Raw genomic sequence first — 26,354 nt, 5'->3', positions numbered from 1 at the left:
CGGTGGCGCTCTTTCTGGATTTCGACGGCACGCTCGTTGAAATCGCGGAAACGCCGGACGCGATCCTGGTTCCCGACGATCTGGTGCGGCGCCTCGAGCGTCTCGCGGGGCGGATGGATGGCCGCCTCGCGCTGATCACCGGGCGGTCGCTTTCGGATATAGGCAGCCATCTGGCGCATGGATCGATCAGGGTCGTGGGGTCGCACGGCGCCGAAGATGGCGACGCCGCCGGTCCCGCCGCTCCGCTCGCGCGCGCGGCGTCGGCGGCGATCGCGGCGCTCGTGGGCGAGTGGCCCGGCCTTCTCGTCGAGACCAAGCCGCACGGCGTCGCAATTCATTACCGGCAGGAACCAGATGCCGAGAAAGCCGTCTTTACCCTCATGGATGACATTGCCGAGCGCGAAGGCCTGGCCGTGCGGCGGGGCAAGATGGTTGTCGAACTGGGACCGGTCCAAGCCAACAAGGGACGGGCCGTGGCGCGGCTGATGCGCCGTCCGCCCTTCGCCGGCGCCAAGCCCGTCTTCATCGGCGACGACATCACCGACGAAGACGGTTTCGCCGCCGCCGCCGCCGCGGGCGGGCACGGCATTCTCGTCGGCGCGCCGCGTCCGACCGCCGCCCATTACCGGCTGCAAAACACGCGGGAGGTCTATCATTGGCTGGGCCTGTGAGCGACCTGTCCCTCTGGCCGATCGGCAATTGCCAGGTCAGCGCGCTCGTCGATGGCGCGGCGGGGCTCGTATGGGGATGCGTCCCGCGTGTCGATGGCGACCCCGTCTTCTGCGCGCTGATGAACGGCGAGCGGCAGGACGAGGGCATATGGCGCTTCGCGCTCGAAGGACAGGTGCGCGCCGTCCCGCGATACAGCCGCAATACGCCGATCCTCGTCACCCGCCTCGAAGCCGCCGACGGCAGCGCGGTCGACATAATCGACTTCTGCCCGCGCGCCGAACGCTCGGGACGCATGTACCGGCCCGTCGCCTATGCGCGCATCGTCCGTCCCGTGGCCGGCAGCCCGCGTATCCGCATGAACCTGTCGCCGATGCGCGACCATGGCGCCGAGCGCGCGCCGACGACGCGCGGCACCAACCATATCCGCTACCTGATCGGCAACCAGCCGCTCCGCCTCACCACCGACGCGCCGGTCGGCTATCTCATGCAGGAGCTCGCTTTCCGCGTCGAATCCGACCTCCATTTCTTCCTCGGCCCCGACGAGCCCTTTACCGGCAACGTCCGCGAATCGCTGCGCGGGATGGAGGAAGCGACGGGCCAATATTGGCGCAGCTGGGTACGCGGGCTCGCGACGCCGATGGACTGGCAGGACGCGGTGATCCGCGCCGCGATCACGCTCAAGCTCTGCCAGCATGAGGAAACCGGCGCGATCGTCGCCGCGCTGACCACCTCTATCCCCGAGGCGCCGCACAGCGAGCGCAACTGGGATTATCGCTATTGCTGGATTCGCGACGCCTATTACACGGTGCAGGCGCTCAACCGGCTCGGCGCGCTCGACGTGCTCGAAAAATATCTCGCCTATCTGCGCAACATCGTCGATCGCGCCGCGGGCGGGCAGATCCAACCGCTCTATTCGGTGATGGGCGTCGCCGAACTCGACGAGGGCGTCGCCGAACATCTCGCCGGTTATCGCGGCATGGGGCCAGTGCGCATCGGCAACGCCGCCTATCAGCAGGTCCAGCACGATGCCTACGGCCAGATCGTGCTGCCGACGGTGCAGGGCTTTTTCGATCAGCGGCTCTTTCGCATGGCCGACGAGCGCGATTTCGAAAGCCTCGAAAGCGTCGGCGAGGTCGCGTGGGCGATGCACGATCAGCCCGACGCGGGCCTGTGGGAATTTCGCACTCGGCAGCTCGTCCATACCTATTCGGCGGTGATGAGCTGGGCGGCGTGCGACCGGCTCGGCAATGTCGCGGCGCGCATCGGCAAGCCCGACCGCGAAGCCTGGTGGAACGGCCGCGCGGCGAAGATCCGCGATACGATCGAGCGCGAGGCGTGGGACGAGGCGGCGGGCCATTATGGCGCCGCCTTCGGCCACGCCCACCTCGACGCCAGCCTGCTCCAGATGGTCGAGCTGCGCTATATCCGCGCCGACGATCCGCGTTTCCAAGCGACATTCGCAGCGATCGAAAAGGCGCTGCGCCGCGGCGAGCATATGCTGCGGTACGATAGCGAGGATGATTTCGGCCTGCCCGAGACCGCCTTCAACTTCTGCACTTTCTGGCTGATCGAGGCGCTGCACCTGTGCGGCCGGAGCGACGAGGCGCGCGAGCTGTTCGAAAAGATGCTCGCGCACCGGACGCCGTCGGGCCTGCTCTCCGAAGATCTCGATTTCGAGAATGGCGAACTGTGGGGCAATTTCCCGCAGACCTATTCGCTCGTCGGCATCATCCATTGCGCCGGCCTGCTGTCGCGCGGCTGGGACACGGTGCGATGAGCCGGCTGATCGTCGTTTCGAACCGCGTGTCGGTCGCGAAGGGGCGCGGCGCCGCAGGCGCGCAAGGTGGCCTTGCGGTCGCGATGAGCGCGGCGCTGCGCAAGCGCGGCGGCATCTGGTTCGGCTGGTCGGGAAACGAGGTCGAACAATTCACGGGCCAGCTCACGATGGAACGCGTCGATGGCTTCACCACCGCGACGATCGATCTCGAACCCCACGACGTCGACGAATATTACAACGGCTACGCCAACCGCACGTTGTGGCCGCTCTTTCACTATCGGATCGATCTCGCCGAATATGAGAATGAGTTCGGCCGCGGCTATGAACGCGTCAACGAACAGTTCGCGAACAGCCTTTATCCGCTGATCGAGGAGGAGGATGTCGTCTGGGTGCAGGATTATCATTTCCTGCCGCTCGGCGAACGGCTGCGCGCGCAGGGGGTGACGAACCGCATCGGCCTGTTCCTGCATATCCCCTGGCCGCCGACCCGCCTGCTCGTCTCGCTCCCGCATCACGAGCGGCTCGTCGCCGCGATGCTCCGCTATGACGTCATCGGCTTTCAGTCGGTCGAATGGCTCGAAAGCTTCCTGCATTATTGCCGCAAGGAACATGGGGCGGAGGTCGATGAAGACAGCGGCACCGTCCGTATCGGCGACCGCAGCACCATCGCCCGCGCCTTTCCCATCGGCATCGACCATGCCGAATTCATGGCGCTCGGCGAGACCGAGATCGCCCGGCGGTCGCAGCAGCGGCTCGCAGGCAGCGCGCGCAAGCGCATAATCGCGATCGGAGTCGACCGGCTCGATTACAGCAAGGGGCTTCCCGAACGGATCGACGCGCTCGAACGACTCTTCTCCAGCCACGACGACATGGTCAACGAGCTGCTGTTCGTCCAGATCGCCCCGCCCTCGCGCGAGGATGTCCGATCATACCAGCAGATCCGCGCGACGCTCGAACAGAAAACCGGCCAGTTTAACGGCGCGCATTCGGACGTCGACCTCGTCCCGATCCGCTATGTCAACCGGGGTTTCGGGCGCGCCGAACTGTTCGGTTTCTATCGCGCCGCGAAAATCGGCCTCGTTACCCCGCTCCGCGACGGGATGAACCTCGTCGCCAAGGAATATGTCGCCGCGCAGGACCCCGAAGACCCGGGCGTGCTCATCCTCTCCCGCTTCGCGGGCGCGGCCGAACAACTCACCGACGCGTTGCTGGTCAATCCGCACGATGGCGGCGAGGTCGCGCGCGCGATCTGGACCGCGATGCAGATGCCGCTCGCGGAGCGCAAGGCGCGTTGGGAAAAGCTCTACGCCGTCGTTCGCGATGCCGATGTCATCGGCTGGGCGGACGATTTCCTGTCGGCGCTCACGCAGGATCCAACTCTGCCGGAAACGTGAGAGGCGCGCGCGTCCCAGAGATGCCCTTATTTTCCGACTAGCGCATGGGGCAGTTGCGGTACCTCCGCGCCGCCCCAGATCTGGCGTTCACGCCCCTTGAGGTGCGGGTCATAATCGTCGCTCCACGCGTCGACATAGCTGCGCGCCGCCCACGCCTCCCATTGCTGCGCCATATTGCGCACGCGATCGGGCTGGCTTGCGGCGAGGTCGTGCATTTCCGTGCGGTCAGCCGCCATGTCGAAGAGCTGCCAGGGCTGCTCGAAGCCCGCGACGAGTTTCCACTTGCCGTCGCGGACGGCACGGTTGCCCTCATGCTCCCAGAAGATGGGCTTGTCGCGGGTCAGCGCCTCGCCGCGGAAGGCGGGGACCATCGAACGCCCCTCCATCGGCAGGATCGCATGTCCATTGAACCTCTTGGGATAGGCGGCGCCGGCAAGTTCGACGAGCGTCGGCATGACGTCGATCAGATGCCCCGGCTCGCGCACGAGCGTGCCGCGCACCTTCGCCGCGATCCCGCGGGGCCAGTGCGCGATCAGCGGGGTCGCGATCCCGCCCTCATAAGTGTGGTGCTTATAATATTGGAAGGGCGCGTTCTGCAGCGTCGCCCAGTTCATTCCGGTCCAGACCACCGACTGCGCGCTGCCCGCCGGGCCTTCGCCCTTGAGACGGCCGTCGGGACCGCTTTCGGCGGTGCCGCCATTGTCGTTCATCAACAGGATCAGCGTATTGTCGAGTTCGCGCGACTGCCGCAGGCGATCGACGAGCGTGCCGATCGCCCGGTCGACGCGATGGACCACCGCCGCATAGACCGCCATCATCGTGTCGAAGCGGTCCTTCTCCGCCGGCGACAGCTTGTTCCAGTCGTAACTGCCCGGCAACGCGGCGGGCAGTTCGGCGTCGGCGGCGATGATGCCGAGCTGCTTTTGCCGCTCGAACCGTTCGCGGCGCACGACTTCCCAGCCGCGCATGTACCGGCCCTTGAACTTCGCGACGTCCTCGGGCGGCGCCATCAGCGGGAAATGCGCCCCGACGAAGGGCATGTAGAGGAAGAAGGGTTTGTGCCGTTCGCGCGCCTCGCCGATGAATTTCGTCTGCCAGTCGACGAACATGTCCGACGAATACCAATAGCCCTGCCCCACGCGCGGCGAACTGGCGGGCACGCGCTCGCCGTCGATATATACCGATTGCGCGAGCGGCTGCGGCTGATCGCGATAATAAAGCTCGCCCGAAGGCGAGGTGAGCGACCGGTCGAAGCCGCGCTGCCACGGGCCGACGCCGCGCGATATGCCGAGATGCCATTTGCCCGCCATGGCGGTGAAATAGCCCGCCGATTTCAGCACCTCAGCCAAGGTGACGACGCGGTCCGAAAGCTTGCTGTGCAATCCTTTCGACCCGGGCACCTGAACCGATTCGAGATGCCCCAGCCCCGCCTGGTGCGGATAGGTGCCGGTGAGCAGCGACGCGCGCGACGGGCTGCACCGCGCATTGTTGTAGAATTGCGTGAAGGCGAGCCCGTTTTTCGTCAGCGCATCGATATTCGGCGTCGGGATTTCGCCGCCGAAACTGCCCATGTCGGAAAAGCCGACGTCGTCGAGCAGGATCACCACGATGTTCGGACGGGTCGGTTGCGGCCGCGCCGGTGCGGCCGCGGCGCTGGCGGCCGACGGGAGGATAGCTGCTGCCAGCGCGGCCGCGGCACAGCTCGCACGAGCCAACAGGCGGACGGCATGTTTGATATTCACCGGACTGTCTCCCCTATTCACCTATTTATCATATATATATTGACTTTATTCGGCCATTGGTCAACATCCACGGTGAAACGTCGACAAGAAGATGCGGGTAGCTGCGTGAAGTCGGGATTGCGGCCGGATGCGCCCCGATTCTTCAGCCACCCTCCCATCTTGCCGGCGTCAAAAGGCAAAAATGCCTGCAGGACATTGGGAGAGCATAGGATGAAAAAGCAGACGGGCTTTTCGGCCGCCGTATCGCTACTTGCGCTCGTCGCAGGCGCCCCGGCGTGGGGGCAATCCACCAACGCAAACGACGCCGCCTCGACCGATGCGGTCGCCGACGCGGCACAGGAGCCGGAAGATGCGATCGTCGTCACCGGTATCCGCCGCTCACTCGAACGCGCGGCCGACATCAAGCGCGAGTCAGTGCAGGTCGTCGATGCGATCGTCGCGCAGGACATCGGCAAGCTTCCCGACCCCACCACCGCCGCCGCGCTCCAGCGCGTGCCCGGCGTCCAGGTGTCGGTAAACCGCAACAACGAACTCGGCGACGTGCGCGTGCGCGGGCTTCCCGACGTGCTCACGACGGTCAACGGCCGCGAGGTGTTTTCGACCATCGGCCGCAACTTCGACCTGCAGGACATGCCCGCCGAGGCGCTGTCGCGCGTCAATGTGTTCAAGTCGCAGACCGCCGAGCTGACCGAGGGCGGGCTTGCCGGGGTCATCGACCTCCAGCTCAATCGGCCGTTCAATTTCAGGGATCCGACCGTCGTCCTCGGCGGCCGCGCCAATTACGGCGACCGCGTCGACAAGATCAATCCGCAGTTCAGCCTGCTCGCGACTGACCGCTGGGACACCGGCATCGGCGAGATCGGGGCGCTGATCAACGGCACCTATTCGAAGTCCGACTATTATCGCGCATCGACGGTGCTGTTCCAGCGGCGCAGCACCAACACCGCGCCGTTCAACACGCCGGGCTATGTCATCCCCGGCATCCTCCAGAATTTCCCCCAGCAAGGCTTTATCGAGCGGCATCAGCTCAACGGCGCGCTGCAATGGCAGGCCTTGCCGTCGCTTGAGGTCTATGCCGAGGGCTTCTACACCTATTTCCGCGACCGCGGCAGCCGCAACGGCGCGAATATCCAGCCCTTCACCAACGGCACGACGATCACCGACGTCACGCCCGGCACCAGTTGCATCAACACCTATGTCCGCTCGAACGGCAACAATCCGGTCATCCAGACCGACGCCGAGGGCGAAAAATCGTGGACGCTGACCGAGGCGCAACGGAACAATCCGGTCGAGCTGTGCCAGCCCGAGAGCATGACCTTCGACAACCTCGTGTCGAACCAAACGACGCAGGCGCGCGACCTCAACCAGCGCAACAAACAGTTCGCCGGCGGGCTGAAATATGAAGAGGGCCGGCTGAACGCGGTGCTCGACGTCGCTTACCAGACCTCGAAATATGAGCTGCAGAACATCACCTCGGACATCGGCCAGCGGCTGCCCAGCCTGACCGTGATCATGGATAACGACGGCCATGCCGAATATACGGTGCCCGGCGATGCCCTGCTCAGCCGCGACAATCTTTATATTCGCAACGCACTGATCCAGAATTTCACCGAGAACCGCGGCAAATTGTTCCAGGCGAAAGGCGACGTCGATTATGATCTCGACGGTTTCCTGTCGAACATCGCCGTCGGCGTCCGCTACGCGCACCGCTCCGCCGAGGAGCAGGCGGTCAACCTCAACAAGGCCATCCCCGGCGGCAATATCGGCACCGATTCCGAAGCCAGGGCGGTGCTGGTGTCGGACACCGGACTGCCCGACGATTTCCTCGTGCTCGGATCGCGCGCGCCCGACCTCAACAATGGTTCGCGCTTCTATATTCCCAACCCCGACTTTCTCCTGTCCGAAGACGGGCTCGACGCCGCCCGCGCCTATTTCGGATTGCCCGCGGGACGGCCCGACTATGATCCAGGACGCGCATTCGACGCGAAGGAGGATACGCTCGCTGCCTATGTGCAGGGCAAATATGAAACCGACCTGTCGAACAGCATCACCTTGGACGGGGTCGTCGGGGTGCGCTATATCCGCACGAGCCGCACGATCGGCACATTCGTCGAGGCGGAGGGCGGCGAATATGACCGGCTGACCGCCGACTCGGTCGATCATGACTGGCTGCCCAATGCGACTGCGCGCTTCCGGATCGGCGACAACATCCAGATCCGCTTCGGCTATGCCAAGTCGCTGCGCCGCCCGAACTTCGAAGCGCTCAACCCGGCGATCACGCTCAACCAGTCCAACAACCCCCTGGTTCAGAGCACGGGCAATGCCGGCAATCCCGACCTCAAGGCACAGAAGTCCGAGAGCCTCGACGCGACCTTCGAATATTATTTTCCCAGCGGCTATATCGCGATCGCGGGCTATTACCGCGACATCACCGATCGCGTCATCACCAGCGGCGCGGTCGAGATGATCGACGGCGTCGATTATTCGGTGGCACGCCCGCGCAACGTCGGCCAGGCGACGCTAAAGGGCATCGAACTCAGCACCCAATATTTCTTCGACTTCCTGCCGGGCGCATTGTCGGGGCTCGGGGTGCAGGGCGCCTTCACGCTCGCCGATTCCAAGGTCGGGGGCGACGATCCGCTGGCCGGTTATCCGCTTCAGGGCGTGTCGAAATACAACTACACCGTCGGCCTGCTGTACGAGAAGAGCGGGATCAACGCACGCCTGGTCTACACATACCGCTCCAAATATCTGTCGCTCGACGCCACCGGCCAACCGACGCTGCGGCCCATGACCGAAGAAACGATCGCTTCGCTCGAAGTACCGGCGCTCGTCACCTATGCCCGCGGCGCGGGACGGCTCGATTTCAACATCGGCTATGACATCACCGATGCTATCCGCGTCGACATCGGCGGCACCAACATCCTCGGGAACAACACGTCGACCTATTACGACTATCCCGGATATACGAATATCAACAACGAGATGTCGTATGACGAAACGACCTATTCGGTGGGCGTGCGCGTCAAATTCTAAAGCGGACGCGCGGCGGCAGCGACCCGCCGCCGCGCGCTCCTCTCAATCGGCCCCTCGCTCCATGCGACGGGGCCGTTTTCTTATCGGCGCAGCGTCGCCATCCACGCCTTGAGCTTGCCGAGCAGACGGTCGCGGATCGCGGGTTCGCTCGCGGCGACATCGTTCGCCTCACCCGGATCGCGTGCCAGATCGAAGAGCTGGGCGCGGTCCCCGCCCGCTTCGGCGAGCAGCTTCCAATCGCCTTCGCGGATCGCAAAGGGGGGCGCCTGATCGCGCTCGAGCGCCGGTTGCGGCGGCTCTTTCGCCGCGCCTTCCTTGCCATAGGCCCAATAAAGGGCCGGCCGCTCAGCGATCGCGCGGCCCTCGATCACCGGCGACAGGTCGATACCGTCGATCCCGGCAGGCGTCCGCGCACCGGCGATGCGGGCGAGCGTCGGCAAGAGGTCGACGCCCTGCCCCACCGTCCGCTCATCGCGATAACCGGCCTTGGCGCGGCCGCGCCAATAGAGGATCAACGGCTGGCGGATGCCGCCTTCGTAGAGGCTCCATTTGCGGCCGCGCAGATTTTCCGTGCTGCCCGGCGCGACTTGGCCGTCCTTGTAATAGCGCGGCGACGACGACGGGCCATTGTCGCTGGTGACGATGACGAGCGTATTGTCCATCTCGCCCATCTGGTCGAGCCGGTCGAACAGGCGCCCAAGCGTCTTGTCCATCTTGACCAGCGACGCGAGCATCCGGTCGTCGTCGGAAGACGTGCCCTTGCCCATGACATCCGAAAGGCTTTCGTCGTCGGGCGCCCAGGGATCGTGCATGTCGTTGAGCCAGAGGTTCACGAACCACGGCCTTTCCGCATGCTGCGCGACGAAGTTGACCGTCATGTCGGCGTAGAGGCCAGTGAGATTGGTCTTCAATTCCCAGAAGCGCGGCCCTTCGCCGAGCTTGTCCGATTGCTCGGCGAGAAAGCGTTCTTCGTCGGACACCAGCACGCGCGGCCCGAGCCCCTCGAAGGTCGTGAAACTATGGTCGAAACCATAGGCGGTCGGCCAAGGCGCATCACCGATGTCGCGCCCGCCGCCGAGATGCCATTTGCCGATATGCGCGGTCTTGTAGCCGGCGCCCTTCAGCAGCCGCGCGATATTGGGCAGCTTGGGGTCGAGCCAATCGGCCTGCCCGACCGATCTATTATAGGCGCGGTCGCTGACATAGTTGACGAAGCCGACCTCGGCCGGAAAGCGCCCGGTCAGAAATCCCGCACGCGACGGGGAACAGATCGGCGCCGCGTCATAGAATTGCGTCATCAACACGCCTTCGCGCGCGAGACGGTCGAGATTCGGCGTCTGGACCTTCCGGTTGCCCATCACCGACAGGTCGCCGAAGCCCATGTCGTCGACGAGCACGAACAAGATATTAGGCTTGTCCGCCGCTGCGGACGGAGCGGACCTGTCGGCCGCGGGAGCCGCCGTCGTCACGGGCGCCGCGACGCCCATCAGCGCCGCGAGCATGGTGGTCGCGGCCCAGCGGGCCATCGCGGAGCGTCGTGCCATCGGCGTTTCCCCTGCCTTATTTATCCTCGAACAGCGGCTTTGCGATCTCGGCGAAATCCTCGACCGGCAGCTTCGATACCGCGCGGTCATAGGTGAGGAGGCCGTTGAGTTCGCCCTCGACGTCGCTCGTTTCGGTGTAGACCGATGCGGCGAGCCCCAGTTCCTTCGCCTGACGGATGATCTCGTCGAACTTGATCTTGTAGCGGCGGCGGTAATCTTCCTTGTCGGTCGCGAACTGATAGATGCGCGCGTCGCGGTCGGTGAACCACAGATGCCCCGGGATCGGCAGCCCGACGCCGCCGAATTCGCCGGTCACGATCGGGCGGTCGGCCTGCGGCGCGGGTTCGACGGGCACTTCGTCATAGGTGTGGATGTCATAGACGTCCGACCCGCTGCCCGGCACGTCGAACCAGCCGCTCGCATTGTTGACGAGGCGGCTCGGGTCCATATTCTTGGCGATGCTGCCGACGGTCTTGACGTCATACTGACCCCAGCCCTCGTTATTGGTCACCCACATCACGATCGAAGGGAAGGCGCGGAGCGCGCCGATCATCCGCGCGAGTTCGGCCTGATATTGCGCCATACCCGCGGAGGTGAAGGTCGCCTCGCGGTCGCTCGGGCGCCGCACCGCCTGGTCGCCGAACGCGCCGGAGGGCATGTCCTGCCAGATCAATATGCCGAGCCGGTCGGCGTCATGATAATATTGCGCGGGCTCGACCTTGATATGCTTGCGCAGCATGTTGAACCCGGCTTTTTTGAGGAAGATGATGTCGCTACGCGCCGCCTCCTCCGACGGCGGGGTCAGCAGGCTTTCGGGCCACCAACCCTGATCGAGCGTGCCATTGTGAAAGAGCGGCTTGTTGTTGAGCAGCAGCGCCATCTTGCCCGTCTTGGGATCGATGCCGGTCGAAATCTTGCGCATCCCGAAATAGCTTTTGACGCTGTCGCTGGGCGCGCCGGTGACCGTCGCCGCGGCATAGGCCGCGACTTCGCGCCCGGTCATCGGCGGCAGGCCGGTGCGGTCGTTCCCCGCCCCCTGCGGCGGGGTCACCTTCACCAGCTCGGCGGTGAGGTCATAGAGATAGGGGTCGTCGGGCGACCAGAGCCGCGCATTCGGAATCTTGAGCACCCCCTGCCGATTGCCGCGGACGATCGTGCTCGCGATCACCTTGCCCTTGTCGCGCGCGGTGATGCGGACGGCGTCGCTGGGCGTCGCGGTGTTGCTGAGCGCGACGTCGACCGTCAGTTCGCCTTTGTCGATGTCGGGCACCGCGCGCAGGTCGGCGATATGAAGGTCGGCGACGGGCTCAAGCCACACCGTCTGCCAGATGCCGCTGACCGCCGTGTACCAGATCCCCCGCGGTTCGAGCGTCTGCTTGCCGCGCGGCTGGTCGCCGGTCGAGGTCGGGTCGGTGACCTGTACGACGAGTTCGTTCGCGCCCGGGCGCAGATAGCGGGTGACGTCAAAGCTGAACGGGTCCGACCCACCCTTATGGCTGCCAACGACGACGCCGTTGACGAGCACGGTCGATTCGAAATCGACCGCGCCGAAGTGGAGCAAGGTGCGCTGGCCGGGCCATTTCGCGGGCAGCGTGAAGCTGCGCTTATACCACAGCCGGTCGTCGGGCATCAGCTTGCGCGCGACCCCCGACAGCCGCGATTCAACCGCGAAGGGGACGAGGATCTTGCCGTCCATCGCCGCCGGCTGCGGCTCGTTCGCGGGGCGGATCGCATAATCCCAATGCCCGTTGAGGTTCATCCAGGTATCGCGTTCCATCTGCGGGCGCGGATAGCTGCGCCACGCATTTTCGGCGGTCACCTTGCGACCCCACTCGGTCATGATCGGCCCGACATAGGCGGGCCCGCCCTCGGTGCTGCCGGGCGCCGTATAGCCCGCCGTATTGATGGTCGAATTGGCGGGCTTCTTGGGCGGCGGCGCGGCAGTCTGCGCATAGGCGACGGCACTGGCGCTGCTCGCCAACAGCACGGCAACGACAAGCAGCTTCGAAACAGGCTTCATCTGACCCTCCCAATTTATATGATCAATGTGTTTTATAAAGAGTCGCTCGATGTGGCAACCGGAAATCGGTCGCGACCGCTTCGCGGAATGCGGCGTTCGATCAGGAAGATCGCCACAGCCGAGAAGGTCAGCATCGCGGCGAGGAAGATCATCGGGGCCAGATCGCTGCCGGTCGCGTCATGGATTTTCGGCACGACCGCCTGCGCGACGAAGCCGCCAAGATTGCCCACCGAATTGATCGCGGCGAAACCCGCTGCCGCCGCCGCACCGGTCAGGAACCGTCCCGGCAGCACCCAGAAAAAGGGCTGACCGGCAAAGATCGCTGCGGCGGCGACGCACAGCGCCGCGAACTGGAGCGCGGGCGACGGCAGCAGCACCGCCAGCACGAGGCTTAGCGCACCGACAAGCGCGGGACCAACCATGAAGCGGCGCGACCCTCCGCTCCGCGCCGCCCGGCGCGGGAGCCACCACAAGGCCGCTGCTACGACGAGCCAGGGGATGATGTTGAGAAAGCCGTTGGCGGCATCGCCGACGCCGAAACCGCGAACGATCGTCGGGAGCCAATAACTGAGGCCATAGGCCGAAAGCGGAAAGCCGAGGAAGGCGATGCAGAGCAGGATCACGCGCGGGTCGCCGAGCGCGCGCAGCGGATTGGCGTGCTCACGCGTGCCGCCCTCGGCGGCAAGCGTGTCGGCGAGCCATGTCTTTTGCGCATCGGTGAGCCATCCTGCTTCGGCGGGCCCGCGCGGCAGGCGCGCGAGCACGACGGGGACGAGCAGCAGCGCCGGAATCGCAGTGACGATGAATACCCACTGCCATCCACGCAAACCGGCAGTGCCGTCGAGTTCGAGGAGCAGCCCGCCGAGCGCGGCACCGACGGCATTGGCGAAGGCACTTGCGATCAGGAACAGCCCGATCGCCCGCGCGCGCTCCGCCTGCGGAAACCACAGGGTGAGCAGATAGAGCACGCCGGGGAAGAAGCCCGCCTCCGCAACCCCGAGCAGGAAACGCAGGATATAGAAGCTCGTCGGCGTCCACGCGAAGCCGAGCGCGAGCGTGACGAGGCCCCAGGCGCCGATGATCCGCGCGAACCAGATCCGCGGGCCGACACGCTCGAGAATCAAATTGCTCGGAATCTCGAAGAGACAATAACCGATGAAGAACAGCGCCGATCCGAGGCCATAAGCCGCCTCGCTGAGCCCGAGGTCGCCGACCATCTGCAGCTTGGCATAGGCGACATTCTGCCGGTCGATATAGGCGACGAGGTAGAGGAGGCAGAGGAGCGGCATCAGCCGCCAGGTGATGCGCCGGACCGTCGCCGCGCCGATATCGTTCATCTCCGCCTCTCCCTGCCGGCGCCTTTCGCGCCTTCCGGCGGTCGCGCCGCCCTATCCTCTATTTATACGATATATATGCTTCCTATCGGCGCAAATCGAATCTATCAATGGGGCATCGGTTGTCATGCGGGGGGCGAACCGGCCCGCGCCAAAGACACCGCAAGAGGGAGAAGAGACATGATCCGCCGGAGCTTCCTGCTCACCGCCGCCGCCGCGTTCACCATCGCCGCAACCGCCGCCCAGCCCGCCGCCGCGCGCGAGCAATGGACGAAGGAACAGGCGAACAGCTGGTACGACAAGCAGCCCTGGCTGATCGGTTCCAACTACAACCCCGGCTCGGCGGTCAACGAACTCGAGATGTGGCACGAACCCACGTTCGATCCGGCGACGATCGACAAGGAACTCGGCTGGGCGTCCAGCATCGGCATGAACACGATGCGCGTCTTCCTCCACAACCTGCTGTGGGAAAACGATCCCGAAGGCCTCAAGAAGCGCATGAACGAGTTTCTCGTCATCGCCGACAAGCACAAGATCAAGATCATGTTCGTGCTGTTCGACAGTGTATGGGATCCGAACCCCGTCTATGGTCTGCAGAGCCCACCAATCCCGGGTGTCCACAATTCGCGCTGGGTGCAGGCCCCAGGCGAGGCTCGGCTGAAGGACGCGAGCCAGTATCACAAGCTCGAAGCCTATGTGAAAGACATCGTCGGTACCTTTGCGAACGACAAGCGCGTCATCGTGTGGGACGTGTGGAATGAGCCCAACAACAAGGGCGGCGGCAATTACGATCACATCCCCGACAAGAACAAATATGTCGCGCTGCTGCTGCCGCAGGTGTTCGAATGGGCGCGCAGCGCGAACCCCAGCCAGCCGCTGACATCGGGGGTCTGGATCGGCGAGAATTGGGACAATATGGACAAGGTCGACGCGGTCGAGCGCACGCAGCTCACCCAGTCGGACATCAACAGCTTCCACGATTACAGCTGGCCCGAAAAGTTCGAAAAGCGCGCGAAGCAGATGCTGAGCTATGGCCGGCCGGTGCTCTGCACCGAATATATGGCGCGCGGCAACGGGTCGACCTTCGAGGGCTCGCTGCCGATCGGCAAGAAATACAACATCGGCATGTACAATTGGGGCTTCGCCGACGGCAAGACGCAGACGCGGCTGCCGTGGGACAGCTGGAAAAAGCCCTATACCTATGACGAGCCGACGATCTGGTTCCACGAGGTCTTCCGTGCCGACGGCACACCCTATCGGCAGGCCGAGGTCGATCTGATCAAGCGCCTGGCCGCCGCGCCGAAGGGCGTGGCCCCGATGGCGAACGCCAAATGATCCGGCGGCCGGTGCTCCGCCGCGCCCTGCTCGCCGCGCTGCTTGCCGGTTCGGCCGTGGCAGTAGCGGCGGATGCGCCGGCCCCGCTCTCATTCGACGGCGCCGATCCCGACATCGAGGCCGCGGATGGACGCTATTATATCTACCCGACCAATTCGGGCGGGACCGGGCGGCTGCACGTCTGGACCTCGCCCGACCGCCAGCATTGGCAAAAGGGCGCCGAGCTGATTGCGCTCGACCGGATCGCGTGGATAGGCGACGATGGCGCGCCGCGACATGCGTTGTGGGCGCCCGATATGGTCGCTGCGAACGGCCGCCATTATCTCTATTTTTCGGTCGGACCGCAGAATCCGACACCGAGCCGGATCGGCGTCGCGACCTGCGCCGGGCTCGAAGGGCCCTGCACCGACAGCGGCAAGCCGCTGGTCACCGGCGGCAAGGGGTTCGAAGCGATCGACCCCGCGGTCTTCGTCGACCCCGCGAGCAAGGCACGCTACCTCTATGCAGGCGGCAGCGCGGGCGCGAAGCTGCGCGTCTGGATGCTGAAGCCCGACATGGTGACGATCGAGCGCGAGGTTGCCGTCGAAACCCCACCGCATTTCACCGAAGGCGCGTTCATGCACGAACGCGGCGGCACCTATTATCTCTCCTATTCGTCGGGCAGCTATCGCCACGACAGCTATCAGGTCCATTATGCGACCGCCCCGTCACCGACGGGACCTTGGACTTATCGGGGAAAGATCGTCGAGAGCGACGATCGCTTCAAGGGGCCCGGCCATCACGCCTTCCTGCACGATCCCGCCGACGGCCGCTGGTATATCGCCTATCACCGCTGGGAAGGGCAGACCGGCCCCGGCCCCTATAAGGGCAGCCGCAAGTTCATCGTGCAGCCGATCGCCTATCGCGCCGACGGCACGATCGTGCCGCTGGAAATGCGCTAGGCTATTTTTCCGCGTCGTCGATCAATGTCAGCACGTCACCGATCAGGTGGCGCATCGCGCTGCGCGCCGCGTCGGGATCGTGCGCCGCGATCGCGTCGCGGACCGCGGCATGGTCGGCGACGCTGGCGGTGCGGCCCTTGATCCGGTTGGTGAAGCGGATCGAGGTGCGCAGCGCGGTGCTCACCACGTCGCGAAACTGGGCGTAGAAGGGATTGTTCGACGCGCGCAGGACGGCAACGTGAAAGGCGATGTCGGCCTCGAGCGTATCGTCCTCGCCGCGTTCGGCCGCTGCCATGCGATCGAGACCGTCGCCGATCCGCTTGAGTTCTTCGTCGCGTCCGAACTGCGCCGCGAGCGCCGCCGCCTCGGGCTCAATCGCGACACGCAGCTGGTTGAACTGCTTGAGCAGCTCGATCGAAAATTGTCGCTCGAGCAGCCAGCGCAGCACATCGGTGTCGAACAGGTTCCACGACGAGGTCGGCTGCACCACCGTCCCTTGTCGCGGCCGCGCACTGAGCAGCCCCTTGGCGGTCAGCATCTTCACCGCTTCGCGCGTCACCGACCGGCTGACGCCGTGGCGCTTGGTCAATTCGGCCTCGGTCGGAAAGGCTTCATCGTCGAACTGACCGGTAACGATCGCGCGCCCCAGATTGTCGAGCAGGCCATAGGTCAGATTACGCCCGAGCGAAGCGGGGACGTCATCCTGTCCCAATCCCGATTGTTCCCACGACACGGCGTTCGCCTCCTTTTCGAGAAGCCGCGAAGCGGCCTTGCGCCAATGTTAGGCCGAACAGAAAAGTAGACAAGCTTAATTAATACGATAAATATGTATTCATGCCGACGGGAATCGGGAGGTTCGGAGAGAATATGTTCAATCGGTCGTCCACCACTCCGCTCCCGGCCGCCAAAAGATTATTCGCGACGGCGGCAATGAGTTTGGCGGCGATCGCGACCGTGCCCACCGCGGCAGCCTTGGCGCAGGGTGCGCCGCAGGCTCCCCCGGCCGAAACCGGTCGGCAAGCCGAACGCCGGCCCAATATCCTGTTCATTCTCGTCGACGACATGGGCTTTGGCGACCTGTCGGTGATGGGGAACAAAAAGGTCCAGACCCCGAACCTCGACCGTCTCGCACGCGACGGCGTGCTGCTCACCAAATTCTACGACGCCGCGCCGATCTGCTCCTCGTCGCGCGCGGGCTTTCTGACCGGACGGTTTCCGGCCGACGTCGGCTTCGTCGGCATCACCGCCAGCCGCGCGCGCAATGCCGAAATCGGGCAGGTCGACTGGCTCGATCCGAAACTGCCGACGATCGCACGGCTGCTCCAGCAGAACGGCTACAAGACCGCGCATATCGGCAAATGGCATCTCGGCGGCGGGCGCGACATCGGCGATGCGCCCTGGCCGACCGCCTATGGTTTCGACAAGAGTTTCACGACCTTCGAAGGGCTCGGGCCGCGCGTGCTCGTGTCGGACGAAGAGCGTTTTCTTGCCCAGCAGTCGGACAAGCTCGGCGAAGGGCCGCGCTTCTGGGAAATCAAGACCAATCTCACCGGGCTATACGCCGACATGACGGTCGATTTTGTCGCGCAGAATTCGCAGAAACCCTGGTTCGTGAACCTGTGGCTCAATGACATCCACGATCCTTGGGCGCCCGACGACGAAAGCCTGTCCGCCGTCATGGGCAAGGGCACATCGTCCGACGACGACCGGATGCTTGCCTCGCTGGTCAAGATGGACAAGACGCTCGGTCGCCTCTTCGAGCGGCTCGACCAGATGGGCGAAATGGACAATACGCTGGTCCTCTTCACATCGGACAACGGCCCGTCCTCGCTCGCACGTTACCACGAGCGCGGCGAAACCGCGCCGGGAAGCACCGAGGGGCTGCGCGGCCGCAAGTTCAGCCTTTACGAAGGCGGCATCCGCCAACCGCTGATCCTCTATTGGCGCGGCCATATGAAAGCCGGCACGCGCGACGAGCGGACGGTGGCGCAGGGTGTCGACCTGCTGCCGACCTTCGCGAGCATCCTCGGCGTCAAGGCACCCGCGGGCAGCGTCGGCATCGATCTGTCGCCGGCGCTGCGCGGCCAGCCGGTCACCGAGCGGCCCCACCTCTTCTGGGCCTATGGCAAGGAAGGCAGGCCGATGCTGGGCAAGCCCAGCCAGCCGATCGACGTATCGCCGCGCTTCGCGGTGCGCGAGGGCGACTGGAAGCTGCTTGCGAACGATGGCGGCGCCGACGTCGAACTCTATGACCTTGCGCACGATCCGATGGAAAAGCAGGATCTGGCGGCGAGCAAGCCCGAAGTGCGCGGGCGCCTGCTGGCAAAGCTGAAGAAATGGCTGGCCCGGCTGCCTGAATGATCGTGCAGCCAGCCCCGAGAATCGAAATGATCCCCCGACCATGAAAGCCGCATCGCATCGCGCTGCCCCTGCCTCCGCCCCGTCACTCGGCGGCATGCGCTTCGTCGAGGGCGGCGCCTTCATCATGGGGTCGGATCGTTTTTATCCCGAAGAACAGCCGCTGCGCCGCGTCAAGGTCGACGGCTTCTGGATCGACGAAACACCGGTCACCAACGCCGCCTTCGCCGCATTCGTCGCCGCGACGGGCTATCGCACGCTCGCCGAACTGCCGCCCGATCCCAAGCTGTATCCGGGCGCCGATCTGGACGGCGTCGAACCCGGATCGCTGCTGTTCCGGAAAGCCGAGGCTCTGATCCCGCTCGACGATCCGTCGGGATGGTGGGCCTTTGTCCCCGGCGTCGACTGGCGTCACCCGACCGGCCCCGAGAGCTCCATCGAAGGCATGGAGAACCATCCCGTCGTCCATGTCGCGCACTGCGATGCCGAGGCCTATGCCAAATGGGCGGGCAAATCGCTCCCCACCGAAGCCGAATGGGAATATGCCGCGCGCGGCGGCATCGACGGACAGGATTATGCCTGGGGCGACGAACTGGCGCCGGAGGGCGCGATCCTCGCCAATTACTGGCTCGGCCTCTTCCCCGTTTCGACGACCAAGGCCGATGGAAATTACCGCACGACGCCGGTCGGCAGCTTTCCGGCCAACGGCTACGGCCTTTTCGACATGATCGGCAACGTCTGGGAATGGACGCGCGACTGGTATGCCGCGCCGCAGGGCGCAAAGAGCAAATCGCCTTGCTGTGCGATCGCCAATCCGCGCGGCGCGACGCTCGCGCAAAGCTATAACGGCGGCGCCCCCGGCACACGCATCGGCCGCAAGGTGCTGAAGGGCGGCTCGCACCTCTGCGCCGTCAACTATTGCCAGCGCTACCGCCCGGCGGCGCGGCATCCGCAACATGTCGACAGCGCGACGAGCCACATCGGCTTTCGCTGCGTGTCGCGACGAAAGGGAGAATGAACATGCCACGTACCGCGCACTGGACCCGCAGGGCCCTGCTCGCCCTGCTGATCACCGCGACGTCGGCATGCTCGCAGACACCGGCCCCTCGCGCCGCTGCGGCGCCCGCACCGGCCCCCGTCACGGCGCAGCGTCCCAATGTCCTGCTAATCCTTATCGACGACCTCAAGCCCGCGCTCGGCACCTATGGCGACCGCACCGCGATCACCCCGAACATGGACCGCCTCGCGGCGCGCGGCGTGCGTTTCGACCTCGCCTATGCCAACCAGGCCGTGTGCGCACCGAGCCGCATCAACCTGATGAGCGGCGCGCGCTCGACGAGCAGCGGCATCTATAATTTCGGAATGAACCTGCGCGACTATATGCCCGATGCGGTGACACTGCCGCAATATTTCATGCGCGCGGGCTATCATACCGAAAGCATGGGCAAGGTCTATCACATCGGCCACGGCACCGTCGGCGACACCGCCGGCTGGTCGGTCCCGCACCACAAGGAAAAGGTGATCGAATATGTCGACCCCGCCAGCACCGGCGGCAAGCCGACGCAGGAAGAGGCCTTGTTCGAGGAAATTCCGGTGCCGGAGGGCAATCCCTTCGCCTATGCCCGCACGCTCGCGCGCGGCGCGGCGTGGGAAATGCCCGATGTCGCCGACGACGCCTATGCCGACGGCCGCACCGCCAAGCGTGCCGAAGAGCGGCTGAAGGCGCTGAAAAACAGCAAGCAGCCTTTCTTCCTCGCTGTCGGTTTCGCGCGCCCGCACCTGCCCTTCTCGGTGCCGAAACGCTATTGGGACATGTATGATCCCGCGAAGCTGCCGATGCCCGAATTCGAACAGCTGCCCGCAGGCGCGCCCGCCTATACCGACAAGCAGGGCGGCGAGATCAACGCCTATCGCGAGCCGCCGCGGAATGTCCGCGGCGATCAGTTTCCGCCTGAACTCAAGCGCCGGCTGCTGCACGGCTATTATGCCGGCGTTTCCTATGTCGATGCCCAGATCGGCAAGGTGCTCGATGCGCTCGAACGCGAAGGGCTTGCCGATAACACCGTCGTCGTCCTGTGGGGCGATCATGGCTATCATCTCGGCGATCATGGCATCTGGACCAAGCACACCAATATGGAGCAGGCGACGCACATCCCGCTGATCTTCGCTGGCCCCGGCATCGTCAAGGGACGTTCGACCGATCAACTCGCCGAGACGGTCGACATCTATCCGACGCTCGCGGCGCTCGCGGCCCTGCCCGCCCCCACCGGGCCGCAGCCGATCGACGGCACCTCGCTCGCGCCGGTGCTGCACGACCCGGCGGCGCGCGTGCGCGATTATGCCTATCACGCCTATCCGCGTCCCGGACGGCTCGGCCAGGCGATCCGCACCGACCGCTATCGCCTCGTCCGCTGGACGCAGGAAAAGACCGGCGCGCGCGACTATGAACTCTACGATCTGGTCGCCGACCCCCAGGAGACGCGCAACCAGGCGAACGCGCTGCCCAGGGTGCGCGCCGAACTCGACGCGATCCTCGACAGCCAGCCTGCGGCACAGCCCATCAACGGCAAGCCTCGCAAAAACTGAGGCTGGCCCGGGGGTAAAGAAAAGGCCGCGGCAACCCCGCGGCCTTTTTGTTTGTCACGATGGCTGAATGCTCAGCGTCCGCGCGACGGCACCGGAAGCGGGGTGTCGCTGGCGACCGGCTCGCCGAATTGCGGCCATCCCGCCGCGCTCCATCCGAAACGCTGGATATGCGGCGCCCGCGCGGGCGTGCATTTCATCCCCGGCCCGGGATTGGCGTGATAGATGATCCAGTTCTCCTTGCCGTCGGGCGAGGTGAAAAACCCGTTGTGCCCCGTCGCATAGACGCCGTTCGCGCTCTTGAAGGCGGGCTGCGCGGTCTTCGTCCAGACCTTGGGATCGAGCACATCCGATCCCGCGGGCGCGTGCAGCAGACCGAGCGCATAATCGTCGGACCAGCAGGCGCTCGCCGAATAGGTCAGGAATAGATCGCCCTTCGGCCCCCGCAAAAACTCCGGACCTTCGAGGATCTGGCGCCCGCCCTGTTTTTCCCATGGCCTGTCGGGCATCGCGATCACGCTTTCGGGCCCGCCGAGCGTCCAGGGATTGCGCATTTCCGCGATCGCCAGCCCGCTGTCGGGACCGATATAGGGCGAATAAGCGAAATAGCGTTTGCCGCCATGCTCGAAGACGGTTCCGTCGATCCCGGCGCGCGCGGTGTTCACGCGCCCCTTGTCCACCCACTCGCCCTGCATCGGATCGGCACCCGCATTTTCGAGCACGAAGACCGCGCGATGCTTGTCGTCCTTGAAGCCGCTCGCGGTTGCCGAATAATAGAGATACCATTTCCCGTCGAGGCGGTGCAGTTCGGGCGCCCAGATGCTGTGCGCGTTCGGCCCCTTGGCGGGCGGCGTCCACACGACGCGTTTCTCCGCTTTCGCAAGGTCGGCGATATTATCGGTCCGCCACAGCATGAGGCGGTTGCCCAGCGTGTGGGTGTAATAATAGACGCCGTCGACCTGCGTGATCCACGGATCGGGACCCGAGGTGAGCAAGGGATTGGTGAAGGTCGCCGATGGCGCTTCGGCCCCGCCAGCCGGGACGGCCAGGCCGGCCAGCAGCGCCGCCGCCAGCAGCGCCGCCGATTGCCCGATGCGTCCGTCATATAGCTTGTCGAGGCGACGGGCCGAATCCGCCGCCGCCTTCTTATACGCGACCTTCATGCGATTCCCCTGTCCGTTCAGAACTTCACCCGGGCGCCGATGCTATAGACCGTCTCGTCGCCCTGCAGGGCAAAGACCACCCGCTCGTCGCCCCAATAGGTCGAGGTCTTGTTGCGCAGGATATTCGTCCCGCCGATGTCGAGCCGCAGCGCATCGGTCACGTCATAGCCGATGCTGAAGTCGAGACGGCCGGCGGGACGGACATAGGACAGGAACACCGGGATATAGGGATCGTCGATCGGCCGGCTCTCGTCATAGGGCCGGACCGCGATGCCGCCCGTATTGTCGCCGTTGATATATTTGGAGCGGAAGGTCCAGATCAGGCGGCCGCTCAGGCCCTTCTTGTCATAGAGCAGACCGGCGGTGTAATTATATTTGGACACGCCGACCAGCGGATTGCCCGCAAGCGGATCGTCGCCCTTGACCTTGGAATCGGCCAGCGTGAAGGCGCCCTGCACGCCGAAACCCGAAAGCGCCCCCGGCAGGAAGTCGAAGAAATATTGCGCGCTGACCTCGATGCCCTTTAGGTCGACCGACCCGACGTTGCGCGGGGTGGAGATCAGGTAATTTTCGCCCCCGATCTCCTCCTGCCGGTTTGCCGTGACGACGCGGTCCTTGATCGACCGATAATAGCCGGTGACCGCGACATAGCCGCTGTCGAAATAATATTCGGCGGTCAGGTCGATGCTGTCCGATTTTTGCGGACGCAGGTCGGGGTTGCCGCGCGTGCCGTTGTTGATCAGGAACACATTGCCCACGACGGTGAGCGATTCCGCGGGATTGAGCGAACCGAAATCGGGGCGCCGCATCGACCGCGAATAGGTCAGGCGCGTCTGGAATGATCCCGGGAATTTCAGCCGCGCGGTCGCCGATGGCAGAATGTCGACATCCGACCGCTTGGCGACGATCGGGCTGAAGGCATCGCTGTCCCCGACGCGCTCGAAGCCGGAAATCGTGCGGTCGGTCTTGACGACGCGGGTGCCGACCACCCCGTCGAGGGTGAGCGCGCCGATCGGGATTTCATAGCTGCCTTCCATATAGGCAGCGTAAGTCGCCTCGCTGGCGTTGAATTCCTTGGTCGGATCATAAGCCGGCGCCGCGAGCGGCAGGCCGAACAGGTCGCGAAGCTCGTTGCGCCCGCGTTCGGACCGCAGATAGGCGGGGTTCACGCCCAGGAACGCCTGCCCGCCATTCAGCCGCGGCGCGACGCCGATCACGCCCAGGAAATCGGGTGATAGCGGCAAAGAGGAAATCAGACGCGCGTTCGCCTCCGACGGCGTGCCGATATTGCCGAAACCGATCGACTGCACGGTATTGGTCTGCCGCACTTGCTGGAACAGCGCCTCGCGCTTGGCATAGCGCAGGCCGCCGCGAAGTTTGGTCAATATGCCGTCGAATTCATATTCGCTGTCGAGCCGCGCCTGGAACAGGCTGCCCTTGCCGGCCGAGAAATTCTGGTTGATCGAATTGCGCAGCGACACATTTTCCGAGCTGAGCGGGATCGACGGGTCGATCGTGAAGGAGGGACCGTTGTTGTCATCGAATTCGACGAACACGGTCGGCACGCGCTGGCCGACTTCCGCGTTGAAATTTTCGGTCACCGAGCGCGACGTCTGGTAAGCGACGTCGACCTTGAGCACACCGCGATCCTGCTCGAAGATCAGGCCCCCGGCGACCATCTTGTTCCGCTGCGTCACCTCTTCGGACGAGCTGTTCTGGTTGACCACGACATTGTCGAAGCGCGCGCTTATGGGCTCGCACATGGTTTTGACGGTCGCGGGCTGCAGTGTTTGCGTCACTTCCCCCGTATCCGGATCGACGTTGTTCACGATCTGCGGGTTGGTCCCTGCGGGATTGACGCGCGCGTCGATGCAGTAATCGCTGAGAGTGACCTCGGTGATCTGCGAATTGTTGGTGAAAGGCTGGGGGTTGAAACCGGCAAAGCCCGTCGTGCTGTTGAAATAGGTGTAAAGGCCGTCGGCATAGAATTGCAGCGACGGAGTCGCCTGCCATTGCAGCGCGGCATTGGCCTGGAAACGCTTGATGTCGCCGACGTCGGGCATGTTGCGCAGCACTTGCGGCATCATGATGTCGGCGGTGCCGAACGGCGTGCCCGAGACGAAGCGGCGTTCGCCGAGGTTGGTGACGCTGCGGATATTCTCCGCCTGCGACCAGGTCACATTGACCAACGCGCCGATCTCGCCGATCGACGTGTCGGTCTTGGCCGCCGCGAGCGCGCCGAGCTGCGGATTGCTCGCGTCGGCGATCGTCGCGTAATTCTGGCGCGCGGTCAGGACGAAGGTCGGGTCGCGGAAGTCGAAGGGGCGATTGAGCCGCAGATCGAGCGCGCCGGCTACCCCGCCCTCGATCTGGTCGGCCGTCTGCGATTTGAATGCGTCGATCCGGGCGAGCGCCTCGGCGGGCACATCCTGCAAATCGAAACCGCGCCCGGTGGTGGTCACGACCTCGCGCCCGTTCACCGTCGTCAAAATGTCGGTGAGGCCGCGGATGCGGACGGTCGACAGCTCGTTGTTGCGGTCATTCTGTACCTGGATACCGGGGACGCGCTGCAATGCGGCGGCGACAGTGGGATCGGGCAATTTGCCGATGTCGGTCGCGACGATCGAATCGACGACCTGCGTGGCGTTGCGCTTCACCTCGGCCGCGCGTTCGAGCGACTGGCGCACGCCGGTGACGACAATATCGCCATCGGTGCTTTCCGCTTGCTGGGCCGGATCCTGCGCCGCCGTATCCTGAGCAACCGCCGGCATCGAAACGAACACGGCCGTCGCCGACACCGCGCCCAACAAAGTCTTACGCATAATCCTCTCCCTGTTTGACGCGTTTCGCGCGCTCGTCACCAACCCCGATTCCGAAGCCTTAAAACGATAAATAATATAAAACGGAGAATATGGCAACGTGCGATCACCACGCGCGGGGCGCCATCGATAAAAAATGCGCCGGAGGCGGGCTCCGGCGCATCATTATGTCGGCTTGACCGCAAACCTTCGTCAATCGCCCTCGCCGCGCATCGGACCGCGTTCGAGGCGGGGTTTGACCGGGACCGACCCACCATCGCCCTGCGCCTTGCGCCAGGCCGCGAGGCGGCCGCGAAGTTCCGACAATTGCTTGGCGTAGCGCGGATCGCCCGCGAGGTTCACCTTCTCGTCGGGGTCCGCCTTCAGGTCATAGAGCTCCTCGGCAGGACGTTTGTAATAATTGTCGACGATCGCCTTGGCGGCGGGATCCTTGTCGGCCGCCTCGCGCCACGAAGGGAAATAGGCGCCCGAGTCCGTGCGCATCACCTTCAGGTCGATGTGCGTCGTATAGGTCCAGTCGGGATGGAGATTCTCGATATATTTCCAGCGGTCGGTGCGGATGCTGCGCATCGGATAGACATTGACCCGGCCGTCATTGTTGTGCGTCGTGAATATCTCCTTACGGCCCGCCGTCCCCTGCCCGACGCCGAAGAGGCTTGCGAAGGAAAGGCCGTCGATGCCTTCGGGCTTCTTGCCTCCGGCAAGCTCGACCAGCGTCGGCAGGACGTCGACCCAACTGACCATCGCGTCGGTCCGGGTGCCCGCCTTCACATGGCCGTTCCAGCGCACGACCATGGGCACGCGCGTGCCGGTGTCATAGAGGTTCCACTTGCCGAACGGCCACTGTGTGCCATGGTCGGTCGAATAGAGAACGAAGGTGTCCTTCCCGAGCACGGCGTCGACGGCGTCCATCGTCGAGGCGAGGTCCTGGTCCATCCGCGTGACCGCGGCATAGAAGCGCGCGCGCGCATCGCGGGTGATCGGCGTATCGACCGTCTTCGGCGGCAATTTCATCGCGGCGGGATCATAGCCCTCGGTCGTTCGCGGCCACGGCACATGCGGCCAGTTGGTGCCAACGAACAGCGCGAGCGGGCGCTTGTCCTTGCGTGCCTTCAGCCATTCGGCGGCGGCGGGAATGCCCTTGTGATCGTGGAACGTGTCATTGGCATAATAGTCGAAACCATAGGTCCCGGTGTGCTGGTAATGCGCGACCTTGCCGAAGGCGACGACCTCATAACCCTGTTCCTGGAGGTAGGAGGGCAGCTTGCGGATCGCCGCGTTGGCGCGGTCATGGTTCGCCTCCGCCCCGTTGCGCGCGGGCATCATCCCGGTGAGCAGCGCCGCGCGGCTCGGCGCGCAGGCAGGCGACGCGACGAAGGCGCGGTCGAACGACATGCCCTCGGAGGCGAGGCGCTGCAAAGCGGGCGTGCGGACATTCACATCGCCGCCCAGCGGGACGTCGGCGTAGCTCAGATCGTCGGCGAGGAAGATCACGATATTGGGCTTCGCCGGCGACCTGGCGGCGCTCTGCGCGTAGCCGGGCGCGGCAGAAGCGAGAGAAAAGGCGAGGACGCTCGATGCGAGCACCAGGTTGCGCCGACTGAATTTGGACATCGGATATCTCCCGGATTATGAA

The 26,354-nt window shown here is 64.7% G+C and carries 17 protein-coding genes; 9 read left to right on the top strand and 8 right to left on the bottom strand.

Translation table 11 applies throughout. The features are described from left to right. The first annotated feature begins 2 nt into the window (after positions 1-2). From otsB to QZL87_RS02190, 3 genes are read left to right on the top strand one after another with little or no spacing between them, the layout of a single operon-like run. Complete coding sequence (gene otsB / locus QZL87_RS02200; RefSeq protein ID WP_295323228.1) at positions 3-671, top strand: trehalose-phosphatase; 669 nt, start codon at positions 3-5, stop codon at positions 669-671. Beyond that, entirely contained in the window at positions 668-2,449 is a 1,782-nt protein-coding gene (locus QZL87_RS02195) for a glycoside hydrolase family 15 protein (RefSeq protein WP_295323225.1), read from the top strand. Before otsB ends, QZL87_RS02195 begins: the two co-directional genes overlap by 4 nt. Further along, positions 2,446-3,843: a trehalose-6-phosphate synthase gene (locus QZL87_RS02190; RefSeq protein ID WP_295323223.1), complete on the top strand. Its 1,398-nt coding sequence runs from the start codon at positions 2,446-2,448 to the stop codon at positions 3,841-3,843. The genes QZL87_RS02195 and QZL87_RS02190 overlap by 4 nt, the downstream gene beginning before the upstream one ends. A gap of 26 nt (positions 3,844-3,869) precedes the next feature. On the opposite strand, the gene QZL87_RS02185 is transcribed toward QZL87_RS02190, so the two are convergent. Beyond that, complete coding sequence (locus QZL87_RS02185; RefSeq protein WP_295323221.1) at positions 3,870-5,585, bottom strand: arylsulfatase; 1,716 nt, start codon at positions 5,583-5,585, stop codon at positions 3,870-3,872. 210 nt (positions 5,586-5,795) lie between these two features. Here QZL87_RS02185 and QZL87_RS02180 point away from each other — a divergent pair, with 210 nt between their 5' ends. Then, positions 5,796-8,621 (top strand): TonB-dependent receptor, encoded by a 2,826-nt coding sequence (locus tag QZL87_RS02180; protein WP_295323219.1) that lies wholly within the window; start codon positions 5,796-5,798, stop codon positions 8,619-8,621. Between the two features lie 80 nt (positions 8,622-8,701). On the opposite strand, the gene QZL87_RS02175 is transcribed toward QZL87_RS02180, so the two are convergent. The 3 genes from QZL87_RS02175 to QZL87_RS02165 are packed head-to-tail and all read right to left on the bottom strand — an operon-like array spanning position 8,702 to position 13,522. After that, positions 8,702-10,165 carry a sulfatase-like hydrolase/transferase gene (locus QZL87_RS02175; RefSeq protein ID WP_295323217.1) on the bottom strand — a complete coding sequence of 488 codons (1,464 nt, stop codon included), beginning with the start codon at positions 10,163-10,165 and terminating at the stop codon, positions 8,702-8,704. A gap of 16 nt (positions 10,166-10,181) precedes the next feature. Continuing rightward, positions 10,182-12,185 carry a sugar-binding domain-containing protein gene (locus QZL87_RS02170; protein WP_295323215.1) on the bottom strand — a complete coding sequence of 668 codons (2,004 nt, stop codon included), beginning with the start codon at positions 12,183-12,185 and terminating at the stop codon, positions 10,182-10,184. Positions 12,186-12,217: 32 nt separating this feature from the next. Beyond that, complete coding sequence (locus QZL87_RS02165; RefSeq protein ID WP_295323212.1) at positions 12,218-13,522, bottom strand: MFS transporter; 1,305 nt, start codon at positions 13,520-13,522, stop codon at positions 12,218-12,220. A gap of 177 nt (positions 13,523-13,699) precedes the next feature. On the opposite strand from QZL87_RS02165, the gene QZL87_RS02160 reads away from it, so the two are divergent. Together QZL87_RS02160 and QZL87_RS02155 are read left to right on the top strand one after the other, a co-directional pair. Next, entirely contained in the window at positions 13,700-14,854 is a 1,155-nt protein-coding gene (locus QZL87_RS02160; RefSeq protein WP_295323210.1) for a cellulase family glycosylhydrolase, read from the top strand. Next, a complete protein-coding gene (locus tag QZL87_RS02155; RefSeq protein ID WP_295323207.1) occupies positions 14,851-15,795 on the top strand; it encodes a family 43 glycosylhydrolase in 945 nt (314 codons plus the stop codon). The genes QZL87_RS02160 and QZL87_RS02155 overlap by 4 nt, the downstream gene beginning before the upstream one ends. A 1-nt stretch (position 15,796) precedes the next feature. On the opposite strand, the gene QZL87_RS02150 is transcribed toward QZL87_RS02155, so the two are convergent. Next, positions 15,797-16,528: a FadR/GntR family transcriptional regulator gene (locus tag QZL87_RS02150; protein WP_295323205.1), complete on the bottom strand. Its 732-nt coding sequence runs from the start codon at positions 16,526-16,528 to the stop codon at positions 15,797-15,799. A gap of 197 nt (positions 16,529-16,725) precedes the next feature. Here QZL87_RS02150 and QZL87_RS02145 point away from each other — a divergent pair, with 197 nt between their 5' ends. From QZL87_RS02145 to QZL87_RS02135, 3 genes are all read left to right on the top strand, one after another. Then, the gene (locus QZL87_RS02145) at positions 16,726-18,156 is read left to right on the top strand and encodes a sulfatase-like hydrolase/transferase (RefSeq protein ID WP_295323202.1); all 1,431 of its coding nucleotides are present in this window, start codon (positions 16,726-16,728) and stop codon (positions 18,154-18,156) included. A gap of 94 nt (positions 18,157-18,250) precedes the next feature. Then, positions 18,251-19,171, top strand: a complete 921-nt coding sequence (locus tag QZL87_RS02140; protein ID WP_295327126.1) for a formylglycine-generating enzyme family protein — start codon at positions 18,251-18,253, stop codon at positions 19,169-19,171. A 2-nt stretch (positions 19,172-19,173) separates the two neighbouring features. Beyond that, the gene (locus tag QZL87_RS02135; RefSeq protein ID WP_295323200.1) at positions 19,174-20,739 is read left to right on the top strand and encodes a sulfatase; all 1,566 of its coding nucleotides are present in this window, start codon (positions 19,174-19,176) and stop codon (positions 20,737-20,739) included. A gap of 71 nt (positions 20,740-20,810) precedes the next feature. On the opposite strand, the gene QZL87_RS02130 is transcribed toward QZL87_RS02135, so the two are convergent. The 3 genes from QZL87_RS02130 to QZL87_RS02120 all read right to left on the bottom strand — a co-directional run bounded on the left by QZL87_RS02130 (position 20,811) and on the right by QZL87_RS02120 (position 26,332). Next, a complete protein-coding gene (locus QZL87_RS02130; protein WP_295323197.1) occupies positions 20,811-21,899 on the bottom strand; it encodes a glycoside hydrolase family 43 protein in 1,089 nt (362 codons plus the stop codon). 17 nt (positions 21,900-21,916) lie between these two features. Continuing rightward, on the bottom strand, positions 21,917-24,721 hold the full coding sequence (locus QZL87_RS02125) for a TonB-dependent receptor (protein WP_295323195.1): 2,805 nt from the start codon (positions 24,719-24,721) through the stop codon (positions 21,917-21,919). 189 nt (positions 24,722-24,910) lie between these two features. After that, a complete protein-coding gene (locus QZL87_RS02120) occupies positions 24,911-26,332 on the bottom strand; it encodes a sulfatase (RefSeq protein ID WP_295323192.1) in 1,422 nt (473 codons plus the stop codon). Between the last annotated feature and the right edge of the window lie 22 nt (positions 26,333-26,354).

Source organism: uncultured Sphingopyxis sp., from assembly GCF_900078365.1.
Lineage (GTDB): Bacteria > Pseudomonadota > Alphaproteobacteria > Sphingomonadales > Sphingomonadaceae > Sphingopyxis.
The sequence above is the reverse complement of the archived record's forward strand: the minus strand, read 5'-3'. Positions and strand labels throughout refer to the sequence as shown.

Coding starts and splice junctions, on each gene's coding strand:
- QZL87_RS02190 (WP_295323223.1), top strand. CDS start 2,446: ATGAGCCGGCTGATCGTCGTTTCGAACCGCGTGTCGGTCGCGAAGGGG.
- QZL87_RS02180 (WP_295323219.1), top strand. CDS start 5,796: ATGAAAAAGCAGACGGGCTTTTCGGCCGCCGTATCGCTACTTGCGCTC.
- QZL87_RS02175 (WP_295323217.1), bottom strand. CDS start 10,165: ATGGCACGACGCTCCGCGATGGCCCGCTGGGCCGCGACCACCATGCTC.
- QZL87_RS02170 (WP_295323215.1), bottom strand. CDS start 12,185: ATGAAGCCTGTTTCGAAGCTGCTTGTCGTTGCCGTGCTGTTGGCGAGC.
- QZL87_RS02165 (WP_295323212.1), bottom strand. CDS start 13,522: ATGAACGATATCGGCGCGGCGACGGTCCGGCGCATCACCTGGCGGCTG.
- QZL87_RS02160 (WP_295323210.1), top strand. CDS start 13,700: ATGATCCGCCGGAGCTTCCTGCTCACCGCCGCCGCCGCGTTCACCATC.
- QZL87_RS02155 (WP_295323207.1), top strand. CDS start 14,851: ATGATCCGGCGGCCGGTGCTCCGCCGCGCCCTGCTCGCCGCGCTGCTT.
- QZL87_RS02145 (WP_295323202.1), top strand. CDS start 16,726: ATGAGTTTGGCGGCGATCGCGACCGTGCCCACCGCGGCAGCCTTGGCG.
- QZL87_RS02140 (WP_295327126.1), top strand. CDS start 18,251: ATGCGCTTCGTCGAGGGCGGCGCCTTCATCATGGGGTCGGATCGTTTT.
- QZL87_RS02135 (WP_295323200.1), top strand. CDS start 19,174: ATGCCACGTACCGCGCACTGGACCCGCAGGGCCCTGCTCGCCCTGCTG.
- QZL87_RS02130 (WP_295323197.1), bottom strand. CDS start 21,899: ATGAAGGTCGCGTATAAGAAGGCGGCGGCGGATTCGGCCCGTCGCCTC.
- QZL87_RS02125 (WP_295323195.1), bottom strand. CDS start 24,721: ATGCGTAAGACTTTGTTGGGCGCGGTGTCGGCGACGGCCGTGTTCGTT.
- QZL87_RS02120 (WP_295323192.1), bottom strand. CDS start 26,332: ATGTCCAAATTCAGTCGGCGCAACCTGGTGCTCGCATCGAGCGTCCTC.